At 62.3% G+C, this 21,436-nt stretch carries 21 protein-coding genes, 1 other RNA gene and 1 pseudogene; 6 read left to right on the top strand and 17 right to left on the bottom strand.

The annotated features are described in order from the left end of the window. The 8 genes and pseudogenes from B3B04_RS04925 to B3B04_RS04890 form a co-directional block, all read right to left on the bottom strand. Window positions 1-379, bottom strand: a pseudogene (locus B3B04_RS04925) (hypothetical protein); the annotation flags it as partial. A gap of 54 nt (window positions 380-433) precedes the next feature. Beyond that, a complete protein-coding gene (locus B3B04_RS04920) occupies window positions 434-1,198 on the bottom strand; it encodes a chorismate mutase (RefSeq protein ID WP_292040462.1) in 765 nt (254 codons plus the stop codon). A gap of 288 nt (window positions 1,199-1,486) precedes the next feature. Continuing rightward, window positions 1,487-2,053, bottom strand: coding sequence for a prephenate dehydratase domain-containing protein (locus B3B04_RS04915; protein WP_292040460.1), 567 nt, complete (start codon window positions 2,051-2,053; stop codon window positions 1,487-1,489). An 8-nt stretch (window positions 2,054-2,061) separates the two neighbouring features. Then, window positions 2,062-3,432, bottom strand: coding sequence for a class II 3-deoxy-7-phosphoheptulonate synthase (locus tag B3B04_RS04910; RefSeq protein ID WP_292040457.1), 1,371 nt, complete (start codon window positions 3,430-3,432; stop codon window positions 2,062-2,064). Between the two features lie 98 nt (window positions 3,433-3,530). Next, window positions 3,531-5,624, bottom strand: coding sequence for a DNA topoisomerase IV subunit B (gene parE / locus B3B04_RS04905; protein ID WP_409516041.1), 2,094 nt, complete (start codon window positions 5,622-5,624; stop codon window positions 3,531-3,533). 42 nt (window positions 5,625-5,666) lie between these two features. Then, window positions 5,667-6,956: an O-antigen ligase family protein gene (locus tag B3B04_RS04900; protein ID WP_292040455.1), complete on the bottom strand. Its 1,290-nt coding sequence runs from the start codon at window positions 6,954-6,956 to the stop codon at window positions 5,667-5,669. Window positions 6,957-7,018: 62 nt separating this feature from the next. Next, a complete protein-coding gene (locus B3B04_RS04895) occupies window positions 7,019-9,355 on the bottom strand; it encodes an ATP-dependent helicase (protein WP_292040453.1) in 2,337 nt (778 codons plus the stop codon). Window positions 9,356-9,438: 83 nt separating this feature from the next. Next, window positions 9,439-9,675: a ribbon-helix-helix domain-containing protein gene (locus B3B04_RS04890; RefSeq protein ID WP_292040451.1), complete on the bottom strand. Its 237-nt coding sequence runs from the start codon at window positions 9,673-9,675 to the stop codon at window positions 9,439-9,441. Between the two features lie 350 nt (window positions 9,676-10,025). On the opposite strand from B3B04_RS04890, the gene B3B04_RS04885 reads away from it, so the two are divergent. Next, window positions 10,026-10,961 carry a DMT family transporter gene (locus tag B3B04_RS04885; protein WP_292040449.1) on the top strand — a complete coding sequence of 312 codons (936 nt, stop codon included), beginning with the start codon at window positions 10,026-10,028 and terminating at the stop codon, window positions 10,959-10,961. Here the strand turns inward: B3B04_RS04885 and B3B04_RS04880 are convergent. Then, entirely contained in the window at window positions 10,958-11,140 is a 183-nt protein-coding gene (locus B3B04_RS04880; protein ID WP_292040448.1) for a DUF4169 family protein, read from the bottom strand. The two genes, B3B04_RS04885 and B3B04_RS04880, sit on opposite strands and share 4 nt — an antisense overlap. Further along, on the bottom strand, window positions 11,133-12,422 hold the full coding sequence (locus B3B04_RS04875) for a patatin-like phospholipase family protein (RefSeq protein WP_292040447.1): 1,290 nt from the start codon (window positions 12,420-12,422) through the stop codon (window positions 11,133-11,135). The genes B3B04_RS04880 and B3B04_RS04875 overlap by 8 nt, the downstream gene beginning before the upstream one ends. Window positions 12,423-12,553: 131 nt before the next feature. On the opposite strand from B3B04_RS04875, the gene B3B04_RS04870 reads away from it, so the two are divergent. Next, window positions 12,554-12,955, top strand: coding sequence for a YccF domain-containing protein (locus B3B04_RS04870; protein ID WP_292040445.1), 402 nt, complete (start codon window positions 12,554-12,556; stop codon window positions 12,953-12,955). A 112-nt stretch (window positions 12,956-13,067) separates the two neighbouring features. On the opposite strand, the gene fumC is transcribed toward B3B04_RS04870, so the two are convergent. After that, on the bottom strand, window positions 13,068-14,459 hold the full coding sequence (gene fumC / locus B3B04_RS04865; RefSeq protein WP_292040443.1) for a class II fumarate hydratase: 1,392 nt from the start codon (window positions 14,457-14,459) through the stop codon (window positions 13,068-13,070). Window positions 14,460-14,555: 96 nt separating this feature from the next. Between fumC and B3B04_RS04860 the strand changes: the two genes are divergently transcribed. Beyond that, window positions 14,556-14,903, top strand: coding sequence for a RusA family crossover junction endodeoxyribonuclease (locus B3B04_RS04860; RefSeq protein ID WP_292040478.1), 348 nt, complete (start codon window positions 14,556-14,558; stop codon window positions 14,901-14,903). Here the strand turns inward: B3B04_RS04860 and B3B04_RS04855 are convergent. From B3B04_RS04855 to miaA, 6 genes are all read right to left on the bottom strand, one after another. Next, window positions 14,900-15,298, bottom strand: coding sequence for a GFA family protein (locus tag B3B04_RS04855; protein ID WP_292040442.1), 399 nt, complete (start codon window positions 15,296-15,298; stop codon window positions 14,900-14,902). The two genes, B3B04_RS04860 and B3B04_RS04855, sit on opposite strands and share 4 nt — an antisense overlap. 68 nt (window positions 15,299-15,366) lie before the next feature. After that, complete coding sequence (locus B3B04_RS04850) at window positions 15,367-16,119, bottom strand: C13 family peptidase (protein WP_292040440.1); 753 nt, start codon at window positions 16,117-16,119, stop codon at window positions 15,367-15,369. 102 nt (window positions 16,120-16,221) lie between these two features. Then, complete coding sequence (locus B3B04_RS04845) at window positions 16,222-16,752, bottom strand: hypothetical protein (protein ID WP_292040438.1); 531 nt, start codon at window positions 16,750-16,752, stop codon at window positions 16,222-16,224. A 69-nt stretch (window positions 16,753-16,821) separates the two neighbouring features. Further along, window positions 16,822-17,322: an SspB family protein gene (locus B3B04_RS04840; RefSeq protein WP_292040436.1), complete on the bottom strand. Its 501-nt coding sequence runs from the start codon at window positions 17,320-17,322 to the stop codon at window positions 16,822-16,824. A 106-nt stretch (window positions 17,323-17,428) separates the two neighbouring features. Further along, window positions 17,429-17,799: a transfer-messenger RNA gene (gene ssrA, locus B3B04_RS04835) on the bottom strand. Window positions 17,800-17,826: 27 nt separating this feature from the next. After that, window positions 17,827-18,714 (bottom strand): tRNA (adenosine(37)-N6)-dimethylallyltransferase MiaA, encoded by an 888-nt coding sequence (miaA, locus tag B3B04_RS04830; protein ID WP_292040433.1) that lies wholly within the window; start codon window positions 18,712-18,714, stop codon window positions 17,827-17,829. An 87-nt stretch (window positions 18,715-18,801) separates the two neighbouring features. On the opposite strand from miaA, the gene B3B04_RS04825 reads away from it, so the two are divergent. From B3B04_RS04825 to B3B04_RS04815, 3 genes are all read left to right on the top strand, one after another. After that, the gene (locus B3B04_RS04825; RefSeq protein WP_292040431.1) at window positions 18,802-19,869 is read left to right on the top strand and encodes an Mrp/NBP35 family ATP-binding protein; all 1,068 of its coding nucleotides are present in this window, start codon (window positions 18,802-18,804) and stop codon (window positions 19,867-19,869) included. A 119-nt stretch (window positions 19,870-19,988) separates the two neighbouring features. Then, window positions 19,989-20,255 carry a hypothetical protein gene (locus tag B3B04_RS04820; protein WP_292040430.1) on the top strand — a complete coding sequence of 89 codons (267 nt, stop codon included), beginning with the start codon at window positions 19,989-19,991 and terminating at the stop codon, window positions 20,253-20,255. A 69-nt stretch (window positions 20,256-20,324) separates the two neighbouring features. Beyond that, on the top strand, window positions 20,325-21,422 hold the full coding sequence (locus tag B3B04_RS04815) for an NADH:flavin oxidoreductase (protein WP_292040428.1): 1,098 nt from the start codon (window positions 20,325-20,327) through the stop codon (window positions 21,420-21,422). Window positions 21,423-21,436: the final 14 nt, after the last annotated feature.

Raw genomic sequence — 21,436 nt, 5'->3', positions numbered from 1 at the left:
GGGCGGGGGCGGGCGGCGTCGCTGCGACCGGTGGGGTGGCGTCAATCTGCATCGCCACCGGTACCGGCGTTGCTGTGCCCTCGGCTACTTCGATCGTCGGAATCTTTAGCGGGCCATTACGTGCGTCCCACAGCTGATGCGGGGACATCAGTTCGACGCGCAGCGCCGGAGAGGGGCGTTTCTGTTCGTCCTGTTCGGCGGGAGCCAGCATGGCAGTGACCACGCTGGGTGCCGGTTCGCTGTCATCGGGTGTCAGCGGGATAGTCGCCACCTTGTCGGCCCATGCCTGATAGCCGCCGTCGGTGCCTTCGCTGCACGCAGCAAGGCCGACGGTGCTGGCCATCAGAAGCAGGAGGGGACGCAAGGTTACAATCTTCATGGCGAGAGTTTCGCCATTTAAGGTTGCGGCGTGGTTAATGAGGGATAACCGCGATCAGCCGATAGCGCCGACACAGCCCTCGACGTCGCCAACCGACAGCGGGGCGTCGGTCAGGGCCAGCGTCCAGCCGTGGTGGGTGTTCAGGCCCCAACGGCGGGCACCCGAACCGTCACCGGCATCCCCACCAGCGGTCACCGTGACGCGGCGACCGGTCGGCAGGGCGGGGGGATCGATTTTGCCCACGGCCAGCGAGGTCGGGGTATCGTTCGGGCCGAAACCTTCGAACACGCTCAGCATTGACCATTCCTTGCGCAGGCCAATCCACCATGCGTCGTCGCCGCTCACGGACAGGACCGAGACGCCGTGGCCTTCTGCCGCGTGAGCCAGAGCGGTTTGGGCGTCGTAGACCACGCGGATTTCAGCAGCGGCACCGAAGCGCAGGCGAGCGGCGTCCATGGCGCGGGCACCATCGATCGGGGCGTAGACCTGAACTTGCAGGCGGCCTTGGCGGGCCAGACCCCAGCCGACGATTTCCCGCCACAGCGATGCGACAGCCTCGCGATTTTCTTCCTTGGCCTTGGAGACCAGACGCGACAGCACAGCCTGTTCACGGTCGGGGCGCAGCTTGGTGTGCGGACCGGACGGAGCGTCCTTGGCCTTGCCCACCTGTGCTGCGATGGCCAGACGGCGCTCGAACAGTTCGAGGATTTGATCGTCGATGGAGTCGATCTCTGCGCGCAGGGCCGACAGCGCCATTTGTTCGGCGGTCAGTTCCAGCATTTCAGCAGGCAGGGCTTTGTTCAGGGTCGAGAGAGTCATGGCTTGGGCTTGTCTTTGGAAATTCGGTTTCGATGGGGAGAAAGGCGCGCGCAGGCGCAGTGCCGCTCTGGGGAGAAGCGGTCGCCGGAGAGACTGTCAGGAGAGGAAGTGCCCCGAAGCCTCAGCCGGCGTATCGAAAGCCGTAAAAGCCGTAGCCATAATAGAAACCGGCCACTTCAAAAGAAGCGGTTTGAGCGACGAATTGTGCGTTCAGCGACGACATGGTTCGTACCGGTTTCTGGATCGGAATTGATCCAGTGCCTTAAAAAGAGGAAAAATTATGCCGCGTCAAGCGTTGCGGGCGCTTAACAGCACAAAACGTGTGCGGTTGTCGCTGAAATCTTGAAGGTCGTTGCGCAGGATCTGCAGGTTATAAACCTCTGCCGCGCGAGCCGGAGCGATGGCAGCGCGGGTGAAATCGCCCGACTGGGCTACATCGCGAGCGGCACCGGCGGTGTCGAACACAGTGACGGTTTCGATGTTCAGCGCCTTCAGATTTTCCGTGCACTGCTGCAGGGCAATCGGGTGGCTTTCGGCGGTCTTGATGTCCGACAGGCGGGCACCGGGTAGGGCCAGCAGCGCATGCCGGATCGGACGCCAAGCTTCGCTCAGGGCCACCAGTCCGGCCTCGCGCACCAGGGTCGCTGCGGGTTCGACGGTGCCGACAGTGGAGTTTTCCAGCGGGATGAGCGCCAGATCACAGTCGCCGCTCAGCACCGCAGCAATCGCCCCGTCAAAGGTCTCGAAGGCTACAGGAATGTCCCATGGGCGCAGATCGAGGCAGGCTTCATGGCTAAAGGCTCCCGGAGCGCCTTGGTAGGCAATGCGCGCCGGTCGGACGTCGTCGTCCATCATCTGCATGCTCATGCGGCTTCGGAGCGGGCCTGACGACCATCCTTGAGGCGCTCGGCCACGAGGAAGGCCAGTTCCAGAGCCTGATCCGCATTCAGACGCGGGTCGCAATGGGTGTGGTAACGGCTGGACAGATCGTCCTCGGTGACGGGCAGGGCCCCGCCGAGGCATTCGGTCACGTTCTGGCCGGTCATTTCGAGGTGGACGCCACCGGGGTGCACACCCTCGGCCTCGGCCACGTCGATGAAGCTGCGAACCTCGCCCATGATGCGGTCGAACGGACGCGTCTTATAGCCGTTGGCGGCTTTCAGCGTGTTGCCGTGCATCGGGTCGATGGACCAGATCACGCGCTTGCCCTCGGCCTTTACGGCACGCATCAGCGCGGGCAGACGGTCGCCGACCTTGTCGTGGCCAAAGCGGCCGATCAGGGTCAGGCGGCCCGGCGTGTTGTTCGGGTTCAGCGCATCGATCAGCGGTAGAATGTCATCCGGCGTCATGGTCGGACCGCACTTCACGCCGATGGGGTTGGAGATACCCTTCATGAACTCGACGTGGGCACCGTCCAGCTGGCGGGTGCGCTCGCCGATCCACAGCATGTGTGCCGAGGTGTCGAACCAGTCACCCGAACTGCCGTCCAGACGCGTCAGAGCCGACTCAAGGTTCAGCAGCAGGGCTTCGTGGCTGGTGAACACCTCGACCCGCGACAGCTCGGGGTGGGTGTCAGGCGTCACGCCCACCGCTTCCATGAAGGCCAGGGCTTCGGTGATCTTGTCGGCCAGTTCGCGATAGGCGGCACCGGCCCCCTTGTCGGCAAAGCCCAGCGTCCAACGGTGGATGTTGTACAGGTCGGCATAGCCGCCACCCGCAAAGGCGCGCAGCAGGTTCAGCGTTGCCGCCGACTGGTGATAGGCCTTCAGCAGGCGTTGCGGATCAGGCACGCGCTCTTCGGTGTTGAAGCCCATGCCGTTGATGATGTCGCCACGGTAGGACGGCAGCTCGACGCCGCCGATTTCCTCGATGGGCGAGGAGCGGGGCTTGGCGAACTGTCCGGCGATACGGCCCACCTTCACCACCGGCTTGCGTCCGGCAAAGGTCAACACCACCGCCATCTGAAGGATCAGACGGAAGGTGTCGCGAATGTTGTCGGTCGAGAACTCCTTGAAGCTCTCGGCGCAGTCACCGCCTTGCAGCAGGAAGGCATTGCCAGCCTCGACCTGTGCCAGATGGTTGGTCAAACGACGCGCTTCGCCCGCAAACACGAGGGGAGGCATAGCCCGCAGCTCATCTTCGACGCGGGCCAGTTCGGCCGCATCAGGATAGTCCGCCGGCATATGCAGGGCGGGCTTCTTTCTCCAGGATTCTGGGGTCCAGCGCGTAGTCATTTCTCTAGGATAGGCGTTCGTGGGTCTTAGAACAATGAATATGCGCGGATTTGTGCGACGCAACGAAAAAGAGCCGCCAATAGGCGACTCTTGATCGGTTAGACGTCCAGCACGTCCTGTGCGAAGCGGGCGTTCTCCTGAATGAACTGGTATCGGGCCTCGGCCTTGCGGCCCATCAGGCGTTCGACCAGATCCTGAATATCCTCTTCGCTGTCAGGCAGGGACACGCGGGCAAGGGTGCGCTTCTTCGGATCCATGGTGGTCTCTTTCAACTGGGAGGCCATCATTTCACCCAGACCCTTAAAGCGGCCGATTTCGAACTTCTTGCCCTTGAAGACGGTCGCCAGCAGCTCGTCGCGGTGGGCATCGTCGCGGGCATATTCGGACAGCGGTCCTGCCGAGATACGGTACAGCGGCGGTAGTGCCATGTAGAGACGGCCCTGACGGATCAGGTCCGGCATGGAGCGGTAGAAGAAGGTAATCAGCAGCGCCGCGATGTGCGCACCGTCCACGTCGGCGTCGGTCATGATAACGATACGCTCATAGCGCAGGTCATCGACGCTGAAGCGCGTGCCGGCCTGAACGCCCAGAGCCAGCATCAGATCGGTCAGTTCGACGTTCTGGCGCAGCTTGTCTGCCGTAGCCGAGGCGACGTTCAGGATTTTACCGCGCAGAGGCAGGATGGCCTGGGTGGTCCGGTCACGCGCCTGTTTGGCCGAACCGCCTGCCGAGTCACCCTCGACGATGAACAGTTCGGTGCCCTCGGCGGCCTGACGCGAACAGTCGGCCAGCTTGCCCGGCAGGCGCAGCTTGCGGGTTGCAGCGGCGCGCTGGACTTCCTTGTCCTTGCGGCGGCGCAGGCGATCCTCGGCGCGGTCGATGACGAAGTTCAGCAAGGCCGAAGCCTGCTTGGGGCTTTCGGTCAGCCACAGATCGAACGGGTCGCGCAGCAGCTGCTCGGCCAGTCGGGCCCCTTCGGGCGAGGACAGGCGGTCCTTGGTCTGGCCCTGGAACTCCGGATTTCGGATGAAAATCGAGATCAGGGCGCCAGCATTGGCGATCACGTCTTCGGCGGTGATCTGACTGGCGCGCTTTTCGCTGATCAGCTCGCCATAGGCCTTGAGGCCCTTGACCAGAGCCGCGCGGAAGCCCGCTTCGTGGGTGCCCCCGTCCGGCGTCGAAACCGTATTACAGTAGGAGGCGACAAAGCTGTCGCTGTCACCAAAGCCAATCGGCGACCACGTCACGGCCCATTCCAGCGCACCGGCCTCGCCCTTGCGCTCTACACGACCTGTGAAGACGGGGGTGACGGTCTCGATCTCGCCGACACGTTCGGCCAGAGCATCGGCCAGACCGCCGGGGAAGTGCAGGGTGGCCTGAGCGGGCGTCTGGTCGGTGATGCGTTCAGGCGCGCAGGTCCATTTGATCTCGACGCCACGGAACAGATAGGCCTTGGCGCGGGCCATGCGGAACAGGCGTGCGGGCTTGAAGGCCGCGCCCATGCCAAAAATCTCCTCATCCGGCTTGAAGCGGATGCGGGTGCCCTTTTTCTTCGACGGGCCGACCTGTTCAATGGGGCCCTGCACATGACCACGGCTGAACGACTGACGCCATTCAAAGCCGTCACGCCAGACGGTGACATCGAGGCTTTCCGACAGGGCGTTCACCACGGATACGCCCACGCCGTGCAGACCGCCGGACGTCTCATAGGCCTTGCCCGAGAATTTACCGCCCGAGTGGAGGACGCTCATCACCACTTCCAGCGCCGACTTACCCGGGTATTTCGGATGCGGATCGACAGGAATGCCGCGACCGTCATCGCGCACCGACAGATAGCCGTCGGCGTCCAGATCGACCGTGATCAGCTTGGCGTGCTTGGCGACGGCTTCGTCCATCGCGTTGTCGAGCACTTCGGCAAACAAATGGTGCAGGGCGCGTTCGTCCGTGCCGCCGATGTACATGCCGGGGCGTTTGCGGACGGGCTCCAGACCTTCCAAAACCTCGATTGAGGAGGCCGAATAGCCGGTCGCCATGGCCACACCGGCGCTGTCCGCAGAAGACGGCGGCGCGACAGGCGCGGTCGCCTTAACGGGTGCGGGGACCGCAGAAGCCTTCACTTCAGCCTTGGCCGGTTTTGCCGTTTCGGGCGTGGGCTCGGGCTGGTCGTCATTCAACTGGGAAAAAAGGTCCATCAGCTCAGTCTGCGGCGATTCGGAACTTGGTCAGGTAGGCCGCTAGGCCACAGGGCGCAAGCGCGACCTGACATACGGATTGGGGACAGGATGTGGGTTAAGGGGATTAGGGGCGGCTGTATAGCCAGCCTTGGGATCAAATGCCCGTGCAAGCACCGTCAGGCACAGGGCCCACGGAAGAGATTGCGGGCTCAACACCACGCTTTCCGAAAACGACAGGGCCATAAAGACGCTGAGATAGGCAATGCACCAAAAGCCTTCGCCCGAGCCCGCGCGGTTCAGACGGAACAGATTGCCCAGATAGCCCATGACCACCGTCAGTCCCGCCAGCGTCACACCGACCCAGCCCAAACCTAGCAGTACATCCAGCCAGCCATTGTGGGCGGACGGCACGATCCAGCCCGTCTGATAGCGGATCCAGTTGGCGGGGGCGGACTCCAATCCCCAAAAGGCATTGTAGCCATAGCCCAGCAGGGGGCGTTTCTCCGAGGCGGCCAAGACCTCGGCCCAGATGCCGGTGCGGCCTGTCAGGGTCGGATCCTTGCCCAGTGCGGTCAGCAGGGTGGCCGAATATTCGGTCCATATCCACCAGCCTGCGCCCAGACACACGACGCCGAACCACACCGCGACCACGGTCAGCGCCGGACCACCACGCCGGATCAGCTTCAGCGCCACGATCAGGCCCAGCCCCAGCATCAGACAGATTAGCGAGGTTTTGGACGCGGTTGCCAACATCAGCAGGGTACATAGCGCCAATGTAAGCAGCGGCCACAGTTTGGGCTTGGGCAGGGTGGCCTGCCATGCGGCGGCCGATATACCGCCGATGACCATGTACAGGCCCATCTGGTTTTTCTCGTACCAGACGCCGCGCCACAGGCCGTCATTCACGCCATGGTGCACGCCCACTGACGGCATGGCGAAGACAAAGACCAGAGACAGCACCGCCATCCACAAGGCCGCCAAACTCAAAAGGCGCGGCAGGGCCGCGCCCCGGAACCGCGCACCCAGATAAAGGGCGAACATGCCATTGACGGCCATGGCCATGACGCGCCGCTGTGTTGTTGCGGGATCAAGCGACCAATAACGCGATGCCAAAGCCAGCAGCACCAAGAGACCCAGCATGACAATCGCAGGCCAAACGCGCAGCAGGTCCTTGATCCGCCACAGGCACAGCCCGGCCGTAATGGCATAGGACGGCAGCCAGAACAGGCGCAGCACGGGGTTCTCGCCCTGATCGGGAGCAAGCACCGGCCCGATCAAAGCCCCTGTCAGCATCAGCAGCACAAAGCCCGCGCCGAATTGCTCCCACAAAGGGATAGCGTCTTGGCGCATGTTTTCGGTCTGGCTTTGCACAGGCGGCACGCTCGTCGAACAGGGTTAAATAAAGGTGGGGATCAGGCCTTTTCCACGAAGGTGTCGATGACCTTTTTCTCACCGGCCTTTTCAAAAGCGACGATCAGCTTGTTGCCTTCGGTCGCCTTGACCGAGCCATAGCCGAACTTCTGGTGGAAGACGCGGTCGCCGCGATTGAAGCCCGCGCCCGATTTGGAATCGGCGGTGGCAATCAGACGGCCTTCGCCTTCGATTACGGCGCGGCGGGCATAGGCGGGCTGGGGCGTGGCATTGGCCGTGGCGGCCTGTCCGCGTTTCCAGCCTGGGGAGCTATAGCTGCCCTGGAACGCAGGCGTGTCGTCCCAGCGACTGCGGGCGTCCTTCATACCTTGGGACGCGCCGTAATAGCCGGTGTCGGAGGCCACATCGACGTGCTCGATCGGCAGTTCATCGACAAAGCGGCTGGGTAGCTGTGTCGTCCAACGGCCATAGACCATGCGGTTGGCAGCAAAGCTGATGCGGGCGTCGCGCTTGGCGCGGGTCACGCCGACATAGGCCAGACGGCGCTCTTCCTCGAGGCCCTTAAGGCCCTTTTCATCGATGCTGCGCTGGCTGGGGAAGACGCCTTCTTCCCAGCCGGGCAGGAACACCAGCGGGAACTCCAGACCCTTTGCCCCGTGCAGGGTCATGATCTGGACCGCGCCGTCGCTCGATTCCTCGTCGGCGTTGCGCTCAAGGTCCATGACCAGCGAGACGTGTTCCAGATAGGCCTGAAGCGTGTCGAACTGCTGCATGGATTGCACCAGTTCCTTGAGGTTATCTAGGCGGGTCTGACCGCTGGTGCGGTCGGCCTTTTGCATGTCGGTGTAGCCGCTCTCTTCCAGAACGGTCTCCATCACCTGCCAGTGCGGGGTGCCCATCTTCAGCAGGTCGCGCCAGCGGTCGAGGTCACGCACGAAATTGGTCAGCGGCGTGCGCGTGCGGCCCGGCAGTTCGTCGGCCTGCATCAGATGGCGCACCGCCTGCATGGCGGAGACGCCGTTTTCGCGGCCGATGTGAAGGATTTTCTGGACCGAGGTGTCGCCGACGCCGCGCTTGGGCACATTGACGATGCGCTCGAAGGCCAGATCGTCATTTTCGGACTGCAGCAGGCGCAAGTAGGCGTGAGCGTCGCGGATCTCGGCACGCTCGAAGAAGCGTGGGCCGCCGATCACCTTGTAGGGGATGGCCAGCATGACGAACCGCTCTTCGAAGGCCCGCATCTGGAAGGAGGCGCGCACCAGAACGGCGATGTCGCGATAAGGGATGCCGCGACGACGGGCGTCCTCGACCTCTTCGGCGATCATGCGGGCTTCGGCGTCGCCGTCCCAGAAGCCGCGCACGCGAACCTTGTCGCCGCTCTCGTCCTCGGTCCAAAGCTGTTTGCCGAGCCGTTCCTTGTTTGCGGCGATCAGCGCACCGGCGGCACCGAGAATATGCACCGTCGAGCGATAGTTTTGCTCCAGACGGATCACTTTCGCGCCGGGGAAGTCCTTTTCGAAGCGCAGGATGTTGTCCACCTCTGCGCCACGCCAGCCATAGATCGACTGGTCGTCATCACCCACGCAGCAGACGTTGCCGGTGGAGGAAGTCAGCAGGCGCAGCCACAGGTATTGCGCGACGTTGGTGTCCTGATACTCGTCGACCAGAATGTATTTGAAGCGGCGGCGGTATTCCTCGGCCAGATCGGCATTCTGGCTGAGGATCGTCAGGTTGTGCAGCAGCAGGTCGCCGAAGTCACAAGCGTTCAGTGTGCGCAGGCGGTTTTGATAGGCGGTGTACAGCGCCTTGCCGCGTCCCTCGGCGAAGTCTTCACTGGGGGGCAGCTTTTCGGGCGTCCAGCCACGGTTCTTCCAATGGTCGATGGCGGCAGCCAGCGATTTGGCCGTGTGCTTCTTGGTATCGACATTGGCCGCTTCCAGCAGCTGCTTCAGCAGGCGCTCCTGATCGTCGGTATCCAGAATGGTGAAGGACGATTGCAGGCCCACCAGTTCGGCATGGCGTCGCAAGATTTGCGCGGCGACCGAGTGGAAGGTGCCCAGCCAGCGCAAGCCCTCGGCCTGATCACCGATCAGATGGCCGATCCGCTCGCGCATCTCGCGCGCGGCCTTGTTGGTAAAGGTGACGACCAGCATTTCCCAAGGACGGGCGCGGCCTGTCGCCAGAATGTGTGCGAGGCGGGTGGTCAGCACCCGCGTCTTGCCTGTGCCCGCACCGGCCAGCACCAGAACGGGCCCTTCCGTCGTTTCCACGGCCTCGCGCTGTTCGGGGTTCAGACCCGACAGATAGTCTTTTACAGCGCCTTGCGGCGGCTGCGGGCGGGCGAGGTCGGAGATGCGGACGGGCGGTTGATCGGACACAGTTCACTCGGGCGGCGGAATCGTGAGTGAAACATAAGCGGAACATGGGCCAAAGTCAGGCCCGCATGCGCATAAAGTCGAAATCAGTCCTGTACGTCGAGAAAGCTGCGGTCGCCGGCGGCCCACTGCAAAGCGAGAACGCGACAGGCCGAGGCCAGCGGTCGGCGGCCTCTCCATGCATCAATGCGGATCAACAGTTCAGCACGCGATGCGGGCAGTTCCTCGCCGATCTGGTCCAGCACAGCCCAAAACTCGGGCTCCAGCGCCACAGAGGTGGCGTGGCCAGACAAAAGAACCGAACGTTTGACCAGATTACTCAACGGACACCGACCATGGCGACATTGACGGCCAGAGGCTGACCTTCAAAACGGGCTGGCGCGGGGGACGCCGTGACAAAGCGGGGATCCCTATACGGTCTCTGGTCGCGCCACGCACGACATTGTTTACGCGTGTCCGATAGACGTCGCTGACAGGCAGCCAACGTCCGCCGACATACCCGCTCCAGGTTGTCATCGTCAGGACATGTCGCACAGCGTCTCTCCCGAAACCGAACTTCACAGGAAGTGAACGAAAGCGGGGCGGTACGGTCCCCATTTGCAGTCTTCAACCTTTGCCAAAACGGTGTAAGCCGACACCCCGTTCCCTGAGACATGTTTTGGAGTGATGCGTCATGACGCGTCCCGACGCGCCCGTGCCCCCTTCGTCCGCCAGTGCTGCCAACTCGGCAGCCTATGGCACCGTGGTCATTTGCGCGCTGGTGTGGGGCACGACATGGTATGCGATCACCTTCCAGTTGGGGGCAGCTGATCCCGCCATTTCGGTCATGTTGCGCTTCGGCTTGGCGGCCGTCGGGCTGGCTGTGGTCGCGCGCCTGTTCGGGCAGAAAATCTGGCTCAACCCTCGACAGCATCTGGCAGCGCTGAAGCAGGGGGCGTTTGCGTTCGGCCTGTCCTATTTCTTTGTCTATTCCGCCGAAGAGCGGGTGGCGTCTGCCGTGGTGGCGATCATCTTTGCCGCCCTGACCTTTGTGAACCTGATCGTGTTTCGGCTGCTGTCCCGACAAAAGGCCTCTGCTGCGGCATGGAGCGGAGCCGTGCTGGGGGTTATTGGTGTCGGTGTGCTGTCGTGGGACGAGCTGTCCGGCGTGGGGCTGGGCGATCAGGCGGCGATAGGCGTGGCGTTCGGCTTTATCGCCGTGCTGGCCTCGGCCATCGGCAACTGGTTCGCCTTCAAGGGCCAAGAGGCTGGCGCTTCGGTGCTGCCAGCCACGGCATGGGCGATGGCCTATGGCACGGCGGCGCTCGGGCTCTATGCTTTAGCGACCGGCACGTCATGGACCGTGCAGTGGAGCGCGGCCTATGTCTGGTCGCTGCTCTATCTGGCTTTGATCGGGTCGGTCCTGACGTTCGGCCTGTACTTCAGTCTGGCGCGCAGCCGTGGCTATGCGCTGGCATCCTATGTGTCGGCTCTGACGCCGCCGATCGCCATGCTGGTGTCCATCCTGTTCGAGGATGCCCATTTCGGTTGGTCGGCTTTTGCCGGACTGGCTTTGGTGCTGGCGGGGCAGGTCTGCATGATCCGCGCGCCGCGCAAGTCAGCCGCCTAGTCCTCGCTTTCGCGGCGGTGGGCCTCCAGCTTGGTCAGGCGCGACGCTTCATTGGCCTTGGCCTGATCGCGCTCGGCCTTGGTGCGACCAAAGGTGACGCGATTGACCTCGGCTTGTTTCTTCGCGCCCTGACGCTGCGCCTGTTTGCGGGCGCGGTTCAGATTGATGATCTCAGCCATGATTGTCGTTTTTGACCGTGGGCGTTTCGGCAGGCCCCTGACCGGTGGCATTGTCATCGTTTGCGGGCTGTTCTTCGACCTTCAAAGGCTCGGGGATAGCCTCTTCGCGCACGACGTCTGAGGGCACAAAATCCTTGGAGGGGTCATCGGTATCCAGACGACGCCATGCCGATCCGTCACGCCCGCGCTGACGCGCCAGTTCGAACAAGGCGGTCATGGACTCCTGATCAAACGCCAAAGCGGATGCCTGCACATTGTCGGGAATGGCCGTGAATGACAGTTCCAGCCCGTTGCGGCGTGCAAAACCGGCGGTAACCGCCAGATGGGTGCGCAGTGAGGCCTTGCTCATACTGTCGTAGGTCCGGCCCAGAATTCCGGTCAGGCGACCGGGAGTCGTGCCGCTGTTTCGACCCGTTTGGCCATTGACGATCACATACATCGCGCCTCTGCCGATGTTGGTGGCATTTTCGGGGGCCGTCCATAACATCAGGCCTTCGGGCACGGCCAGATAGGGCAGGTTCACGCCACCATCGACGTGCATTTCCATCACCACTTCGCCCTGATCCGTCAGGCCCGGAAGAAGCACGGGCGGAAAGACGCCAGGAATGGATGCCGACGCCACGAGCACGTTTTTAAACAGCTCCCGAGCGTCATCATCACCTCGCGCAGCGATCACGCCCATGTCCCAGATGACGGATTCCTGCGTGTCAAGATTTGTCGTGACCACCAGAAGCCGTCGTCCGTTCGCATGCTCACGCGCAACAGCCGCCAACAGTTCGGGCGACACATAGGACTCCACTAGATCATGCAGCCGGCGATTGGAAAACAGGCTCGGGTTAAAGGCTGCGGCGAAACTGCGGGCACTGATAAGATTGTCGGATTGGCCGCTGGTGTAGGCCTCGCGGAGCTTTTCGTCCCACTCGGAGCCAAGGAAGGCAAACGGGGCGGCCAGAGCGCCCGTCGACACGCCGGTGACCACATCGAACATAGGGCGGTTGCCAGACTCGGACCAGCCGTACAACAGGCCACCCCCGTAGGCTCCGTTGGCTCCGCCACCCGAGAGTGCCAACAGGTTGGTGGCGTGACGGTCGTTCATCAGATCACCGAAATCGCTAAGGAAATCGGTGACCCGTGCATCTACGCTGGCTTGGGCCTGAGCGGGCGAAATAGGGGCCGCTGGGTCGCTGAGGCGCAACGGACCATCCGGACGGTCAAGCGTGCCGCAGGCCGCGAGAGTTGCGGCAAGGGTCATGGCGGCTAGAGAACGGAGATGGGCGCGCATGGTGCTTCCAAGTGATCGCTGTTTAGACGAGAACTGTAAGCTGAAGCGTTGCCGATCGCTATGCGTTCCCCTTTTAGTTGGAGACTTGTCGCTAAATCGGCGATGCAACAGTGTTTGCAAAGGATACCTTGTTGCCCCTTCTACGACTAATCCTGAACCTGCTGTGGTTCTTTACGGGCGGTTTTGCCACAGGTGTTGCGTGGCTGTTTGGCGGTCTGTTGCTGCTGCTGACAGTCGTTGGCGCGCCGTGGGCCTTTAGCGCGTGGCGCATCGCATCCTATAGTTTCTGGCCTTTCGGACGCGAGATCGTCTGGAGAGAACCGGAGGCCAGCGTGGTGGGCACGGGCTGTCTCGGCGTGGGTATGAACATTGTCTGGCTGGTGCTGGCAGGGTGGTATCTGGCCATCGGTCACATCCTCGTGGCCGTCCCCCAGTTTATCAGCATCATCGGCATCCCGTTTGGACTGAAGAATTTGGAGCTGGCTAAACTTTCACTGGCTCCGGTTGGGCGGACTATCCAGGCCAAGGCCTGAGACCTGAAACCGTAAAGCGTCAGGCACCCTCCTAAGCCTGCCCGATACCAGTAAAAAAAAGCCCCGCCGGAGCGTTCCGGCGGGGCTTTCTTTTGATCTTTGATGGCCGAGCTTACTTCGGCGAGATCATGTTTTCCGGGCGGACGTACTGATCGAACTCTTCGTTCGTCAGATAGCCGCCGCCGACGGCTTCCTCGCGCAGAGTGGTGCCGTTCTTGTGTGCGGTCTTGGCGATCTTGGCGCAGGCGTCATAGCCCAGCTTGCCGTTCAGGGCCGTGACCAGCATCAGCGAGTTTTCCAAGCCACGCTTGATGTTGTCTTCGCGCGGCTCGATGCCGACGACGCAGTTATCGGTGAAGCTGATGGCGGCGTCGGCGACCAGACGGACCGACTGCAGGAAGTTATAGGCCATGACCGGATTGAACACGTTCAGTTCAAAGTGGCCTTGCGAACCGGCGAAGGTCAGGGTGGCGTGGTTGCCGAACACCTGGGCGCAAACCTGGGTCAGGGCTTCACACTGGGTCGGATTCACCTTGCCCGGCATGATCGACGAGCCCGGCTCGTTTTCCGGCAGGGCCAGCTCGCCAAGACCCGAACGCGGGCCCGAACCGAGGAAGCGGATGTCGTTGGCGATCTTGAACAGCGAAGCGGCAACCGTGTTGATCGCGCCGTGCGAGAAGACCATGGCGTCGTGGGCGGCCAGAGCTTCAAACTTGTTCGGAGCGGTGGTGAACGGCAGGCCCGTGACGGCGGCGATGTTTTCGGCGACCTTTTCAGCGAAACCGACCGGAGCGTTCAGACCGGTGCCGACGGCGGTGCCGCCCTGTGCCAGTTCCATCAGCTTAGGCAGGGTCTGCTCGATGCGCTCGATGCCGTTGGCGACTTGCTGGGCGTAGCCACCGAACTCTTGGCCCAGCGTCAGCGGGGTCGCATCTTGGGTGTGGGTGCGGCCGATCTTGATGATGTGGGCCCATGCCTTGGCCTTGGCATCCAGTGCAGCGTGCAGGTGCTTCAGGGCCGGGATCAGGTCGCTGACCACCTGCTCGGCGCATGCGACGTGCATGGCCGTCGGGTAGGTGTCGTTCGACGACTGGCTCATGTTGACGTGGTCGTTCGGGTGCACCGGCGACTTGGAGCCCATTTCGCCACCCAGAATCTCGATGGCGCGGTTCGAGATGACCTCGTTGGCGTTCATGTTCGACTGGGTGCCCGAACCGGTTTGCCAGACGACCAGCGGGAAGTGGTCGTTCAGCTTGCCTTCGATCACTTCATTGGCAGCCTGGATGATGGCGTCGGCCAGCTTGGCGTCCAGCTTGCCCAGATCGCGGTTGGTTTCGGCAGCGGCGCGCTTGACGATGCCGAGGGCGCGGACGACCGGCAGCGGCTGCTTTTCCCAGCCAATCTTGAAATTGCCGAGCGAACGCTGGGCCTGGGCACCCCAATAGCGGTCTGCGGCGACCTCGATAGGGCCAAAAGTGTCGGTTTCGGTGCGTACGTTGCTCATCACGAACTCTCAGACGTGGCGGGAAGTTGGTTGGGGGTGTAGCACTTGCGGCGGTCAGGGCAAGGGAACTGACGCAAGGAAAGGCAAGTTCGCGTGGTGCAGGGTTGGATCGGAGCCGGAAAGGTTCGCGCACGCGAGGACGGGCAGGCGGTCGAAATCGTCATCGACGGGCTGACCACACAGGCCAAATACTACAAGCCGCTGGTGTATGAGTTCATGCGCAAGGAGTGGCAGTCGCGCCCCGCGTGGGGCGATCATGTGGTCGAAATCCGTATGGAGCACGTCGGCGATCCGCCGTGGATGGACCTCGACAATCTGGCCAAGGCCCTGCTTGATTCCATCAAGGGCTATCTGTTCCACGACGACAGTCAGGTGGCCCGCCTGTTGGTCGAGCGCTTTGAAGGGGACCGCGAGCGTATCGTGATCCGCTGCTTCCCCCGCTAGTCCATCGGCGGATAGCGCTCGAAAGCGGGCAGGGTGTCTAATTTACCCATCCAGCCAATGCGCTCAGCGGTCTGGATCTGCCCCTGCATCGCGATAGCATCCGGATCATCGAGAGTGGCTGACTGCACATCGATCATGCCGGGGAAGATGGTCTCGTTCACGAAGAACAGGCTGGTCCCGCAGTCGGCGCAGAACAGTCTCTGCGTCCCCGGTGATGACACATAGGCCTTGGGTTGCCCCTCGATTGTGATGTCCTCGCGCTTGACCAAGGCCCAGGACACCGCCGGTGCCCCCGACGCGCGCCGACAGTCCGTGCAGTGGCACAGGCTGTGATGCGCCACATCGGCGCTCATCTGATACTGAACCGCTCCGCAATGGCATCGACCCGACAGCATGTGTGCCTCCTTAATGTTTATGTTTTGTTCCGGCTATAGTTCTCACGTAACTCTGTTTTTGACAAGGCTCATAACCCTGTGTTGAACCGCAAGGTCGGCAAGCGGATTTGCATTTCGGCACCGACAAAGAGCTGGGGTTCGGAAGGGCGGTCGATTTCGGCCTCGGTTTCACGTCGCGAGACACACGCGCGGGTCAGGCGGGCGAGGGCGAGGAAGTCGCTGGCCTCGGGCAGGCTTTCAAGCACGCAGGCATCGAACCACGGATAGGTGTCGCCCTCGCCGCAGCCGAAGCTGGTGCGGTCACGGCGTGCCGCGGTCAGGATCATGCGGTTGGGCGCACGCAGGGCGTCGATGAAGGCACCTGAAAAGCAGGCCGAGATAATCAGCACTGTAGGGCGGTGGCCGCACCATTGGCGGGTCATTGTCGCCAGATCGACCGGCTCGATGCCCTTGGTGTCGCCAAACACCAGCTTTTCGGGCGAGCCGTGGGTGGTGATGTAGAACAGACAGCCGCGCGTCTGCTGCTGGGCCAGATCATTGATCCGGCGCAGGGTTTCAACGGGCGACAAATGGTCGGGCTTTTGCGGGTTCAGGGTCACTGACAGATGGAGATCGTCGGGAAAGCCTGCCGAGCGAAAGGCCGCTGACAAATCCCTGCGTGCGTTATCGAACGCCTCAATCGTGCGGCCATCGCTATCACGCCAGTCTGCGGCAAGAACGGTGGACTGCCATCCCTCGAACCGCGATTGCGCATTGACGGGCAGGGCGCAGAACAGCGCCAGCACAGCCCCGGAAATCAGACGACCTAACCCCAACGCCACCTGCACCCCCATTGCAGACGCCAAGATAGAACGGCAACGGCCGACCCTGTTCAGGATCGGCCGTTCAGATTACCGCATTATCTCAAACTGCAAAGATACAGTTCAGGATTGTGCGTTGCTGATCATGGTTTGAACGTCCTGCGGCTTGCGGATGTTCGAGCCGTCGGTCTTGTAGGTGGTCAGCTTGCCGGCTTCCCACAGGCCGACTTCCAGAGCCTTGGTCTGCGGGTGAACCAGCAGATAGGCCTGATCGCTGCCGCCGGCGTGTTGCTTGTTGCCCGAGGCGAACAGCACGTCGCCATCCTGTTGGAGGGGCGATTCCACCTGCATATTGGTGAGGAATGCCGCATGCTTGTCGCCAAGCAGCGTGCGCAGATCGGCAGCAATCGGGCTGTCAGTGAACAGATTGCTCTGGGATGGCGACTTGTTGACAAAGGTCTGCAATGCCGCCCATTCGCCAGTGATCGGCGTGGCAGTCGGGGTGGTAGCCGTGTCCGGTACAGCGGGAGCTTCTACTGCCGGCGGGGTCGTAGGTTGCGGTGCCGCCGCGTTGTCACCGCAGGCCACGAGAGCCATACCGCCCAGCGCGAGGGTGGAGACGACGCCAATGCGCGAAAGGGTCAGGTTGATCATTAATACACTCCATGCGGGCGCAACACCGACGCCCACATGGAAACGTTAAACCTGACTTGGCAGTTGCCGTTATTTTTTCCGGAACTGATCCAGCGAGACCACCTTCGGACCGTCGTCGTCGCCGGTGGGCGGCGGCGGGGCAGCCTCGGGGTCGCGGGCAGGCGGAGTCAGAGGCGCAATTTCGGCCTCGACGATTTCCGGCTCGTCGAACTGCAGCATGAACTGCACGCTGGGATCATAGAAGCGGACGATGGCGGTGTAGGGTACCACCAGTACTTTCGGCACGCCGCCGAACTTCAGCATGACCGAGAACCGGGCGTCGGTGACGTCCAGATCCCAATATTGATGCTGGAGCACGATGGTCATTTCGTCCGGATATTTGGCCGAGACATCGGGCGGGACCGATACGCCAGCGGCGCGGGTCTTGAAGGTGATGTAGAAATGGTGCGCGCCGGGGATGCCCTCGGGGCTGGCGGCCTGCTCCAGAGCCGCGCGGATCACGCCGCGCAGGGCGTCCTGAGCGAGCTGCTCATAGTGCATCTCGTCGACAGGGGGATTGTGGTCGGTCATCGCGGCCTCTGAACTCAGGAGTGCCTGACTGTTACTCGCGTGTTTCGACAGACGGAAGATACAGATCGCCTGTTGAGCCAAATTTTCGCGGTATGAGGGGATGAAAAGTGGTGGGTTTCTGTTGCCAGGCACCCACCGGGCCCCGCCTAAGGATCTGAACCCCTAGGACTTAAGTCGGAAATCTACCGAACCGCATTACGCAGCGAGGCGGACTTCACCAGCGAAGTTATCGTTCGCATTTAGTTTAAATAGCCCGATACGATGAGCCACGTCGGGCGAAAGCAACCTCTTTACACGTCCGTCGATGCTAGTCGGCCCCATGCTCGCCCCGCCGATAACGCAGGAAGGAAGAGATTGGTGGAGCCGCCGGGATTCGCACCCGGGTCCGGTCCGCTTATTACAAGCGCGTTTATCGCCATAGTTCGGGCGAACCCGAACGCATTGAATATAGGCGCGCTTTCAGTCGCTCACAAGGGAAAGCGCTGCGAAAACGCCGATTGGCCCCTATGGGCGATGGCGGGGCCAGTCGCCCTGCTGATTGCGGAACCACGTCAACTGACGCTTGGCATAGTTGCGGGTGGCCTGTTTCATCGCGGCGATGGCGTCTTCGCGGCTCATGTCACCCGCCAGCCAAGCGGAGATCTCGCGCACGCCGACGGCCTTCATGGCGGGCAGGCCAGCATCCAGATTGCGGGCCATCAGGGCGCGCACTTCCTCGACCGCGCCGGTTTCAATCATCACATCCACGCGGCGATCGCAATTGGCATAAAGCACCTCGCGATCCGGCTCGACGATGATGCCTTGCCAATGGTCGGGGCGCAGCAGTGGTTGTGTGTCGGCCTTATAGGCGGACAGGGCGCGGCCACTGGCGCGATAGACGGACAGGGCACGGATCAGCCGCTGTCTGTCTGAGGGAAAGATTTTGGCCTCGGCCTCGGGATCGACCTCGCGAAGTCGGGCGCGGAATTCTGCCTCTCCTATGGCGTCATAAACGGCTTCGACCGCGTCGCGCACCTGTGCCGGCACAGGCGGGATATCGGCCAGCCCTTTCACAAGGGCGTTGAAATACAGGCCCGTGCCGCCCACCAGAATGGCGCGTTTGCCCTCAGAATGGGCCGTCTCGATTTCGTCCAGCGCCGCGCGGGCCCATCGTCCCACCGACCACGCTTCACCGGCATCGGCCACGCCATAGAGGCGGTGTGGAGCCTTGGCCTCGTCCTCGGCAGGCGGGCGGGCGCTCAGTACGTCCAAATCGGCGTAAAGCTGCTGGCTGTCGGCGTTGATGATCACAGCGCCCTGTGCCAGCGCCATATCCAACGCCAGACGCGACTTGCCCGAGGCGGTTGGGCCGCCGATCAGGGTTATCGGATACAGGTCTTTTGCGTCAGACAATGGTTCAGGCTCGCGGTTCGTGTCGTCCGGCGATAGAAGGCCCAGACCGGTCGGGCAAGACCTGCCGGCAGCTTTGGAGTTTTCACCGTGATCGATCGCGCCTCAGTCATCGCTGTTCTGGACCAAATCACCGATCCCAAGTCGGGGCAGGGACTGGCGCAGGCCGGTCTGGTGCAGGGGCTGTTGGTGGAAAACGCCCGCGCCGGTTTCGTGATCGAGGTGCCCGCCAAGGAAACGGCCCTTTATGCGCCCGTACGCGATCAGGCCGAGGCGGCACTCAAGGCCATGCCGGGGATGGAAAAGGTTTCGGTGATCCTGACAGCCGAGGCCGTGGCTCAGCCTGTGCGCCGCACGGCCAGCCTGTCGCCTGCGGCGGTCGAGCAGACGCGTCCCAAGGCTCCGGTGCCGACAGAGCGTCCGGCCCATGTGCGCCGCGTTTTGGCTGTGGCCAGCGGTAAGGGCGGGGTGGGCAAGTCCACCGTCTCCGTCAATCTGGCGGCGGCATTGAAGGCGCGTGGTCTGTCCGTCGGGGTGCTGGATGCGGATGTCTACGGTCCGTCCATGCCGACCATGCTGGGTGTGTCAGGGCAACCCGCCTATGTGGACGGAGCGATTGTCCCGCACGAAGCGCATGGGTTGAAGGTCATGTCCGTAGGCCTTCTGACCAAGGGCACCGATGCCATGGTGTGGCGCGGGCCAATGGCCTCGCAAGCCATCAACCAGATGCTGAGCCAGACCCGCTGGGGCACCGAAGAGCAGCCGCTGGATGTGCTGGTGGTCGATCTGCCGCCGGGAACGGGTGACGTGCAACTGACCCTGATCCAGAAAACGCCGCTGGACGGGGCCGTCATCGTCTCGACGCCGCAGGAAGTGGCACTGGCCGATGCGCGCCGTGCGCACACCCTGTTTGAAAAGGTCGGCGTGCCGACGCTGGGCCTGATCGAAAACATGAGCGGCGACATCTTTGGACGCGGCGGAGCCAAGGCCGAGGCCGGGTGCCTGAATGTCCCCTATCTGGGTGATTTGCCGCTGGACGCCTCGGTGCGCGAAGGGGGAGATGCTGGCACGCCGGTGGTCGTGGCTGCGCCCTTCGGCGATCTGGCCGAACGCTTTGGCCGCATTGCCGAGGCCGTGGCAAGATCTTTGAAGGTTTAGCACAGCAAACGGACAGATTTCCGCTCGCACGGACGTTTTGTGCCAATTTGAACAAACCTTGGCCATACAGGCTGCTGGCTGATTCTCTAATGGAGACCCAGTCAGTTGGAGATGTGTAAATGAGTCAGGTCAGTCTGCTACGTAAACCCGTTGCCGAAAGCACCGAGGCGACAGCCAAGTCGAAACCCAAACCCAAGGTCGCGACCAAGACTTTGCGCGACGATTTTGCCATGGCTGCTCTGGACCACGCGACCGCCGTTTACGCCAAGATGACCATGACCGAGCTGGATCGTCTCATGGGACGAAAGAACTTCACGAAAGACGAGGCCGTGGCCCGCCTAGCGTATAATATGGCCGATGCGATGCTGGCGGCTAGGGAAGTTTAAAATCGCAACTGACCTTTAACGCCAATCAGTGCTACCCATGTTCTGAAGCTTGAACATGGGAGACTATGCGTGAGTGTTGATCTGTTTTTCCAGCCGTTTCGTCTAAAGAACCTGACCCTGCCGAACCGGCTGGTGATGGCCCCGATGACGCGGTCCTTTTCACCCGAAGGCATCCCGACAGATGAGGTGGCAGCCTACTATCGCCGCCGTGCCGAGGGGGAAGTCGGCCTGATTGTGACTGAAGGCACGGTGGTAAACCGTCCGGCGGCCCGCAATGACCCGCGCGTACCGATCTTCTACGGCGACGCCCTACCGGCGTGGAAAAAGGTCGTCGACGAGGTTCACGCTGCCGGTGGTTTGATCGCTCCGCAAATCTGGCACGTCGGCTCGGCCCGTGGCCGTCCGGACTGGCAGCCGCCGGGCAAGGTCGACAGCCCCTCGGGGCTGGTGGCACCGGACAAGCCCAAGTTCGAGCCGATGACCGATGAGGACATCGCGGACACCATCAATGGTTTTGAGCAGTCGGCCCGTCACGCGCGAGAGCTGGGCTTTGACGCGGTCGAAATCCATGCGGCGCACGGCTATCTGGTCGACCAGTTTTTCTGGGATGGCACCAATACCCGTTCTGACAGCTGGGGTGGTCCGACGCTTGCCGAGCGCAGCCGCTTCGGCATCGAGGTAATCAAGGCCGTCCGTCGCGGCATCGGCGAGGACATCCCGCTGATTATCCGTCTGTCGCAGTGGAAGCAGCAGGACTACACGGTGCAGATGGCCAAGACGCCGGACGAGCTGGCAGACTGGCTATTGCCGATGAGCGAGGCGGGTGTGGACGTGTTCCACTGTTCGCAGCGTCGCTTCTGGGAGCCGGAGTTTGAAGGCTCTGACCTCAACTTTGCCGGTTGGGCCAAGAAGCTGACGGGAAAGACGACCATTACGGTGGGTTCGGTGGGCCTGAACGGCGAGTTTCTGGCCAGCCTGACCAAGGGGGCCGGTGCCGATAGGGCGGACCTGACCGAACTGTTGCGCCGTCTGGAGCGTGAAGAGTTCGATCTGGTCGGCGTCGGTCGCGCGCTGTTGTCCGATCCGCACTGGGTCAAGAAGGTGCGCGAAGGGCGAAATGACGAACTGATCGACTTCGACCGTTCGCATATGGCGACCCTGACCTGATGAACAAAAGGCCG

This window comes from Brevundimonas sp. UBA5713 (assembly GCF_002419815.1).
GTDB lineage: Bacteria > Pseudomonadota > Alphaproteobacteria > Caulobacterales > Caulobacteraceae > Brevundimonas.
This window is presented reverse-complemented; position numbering and strand designations above follow the sequence as displayed.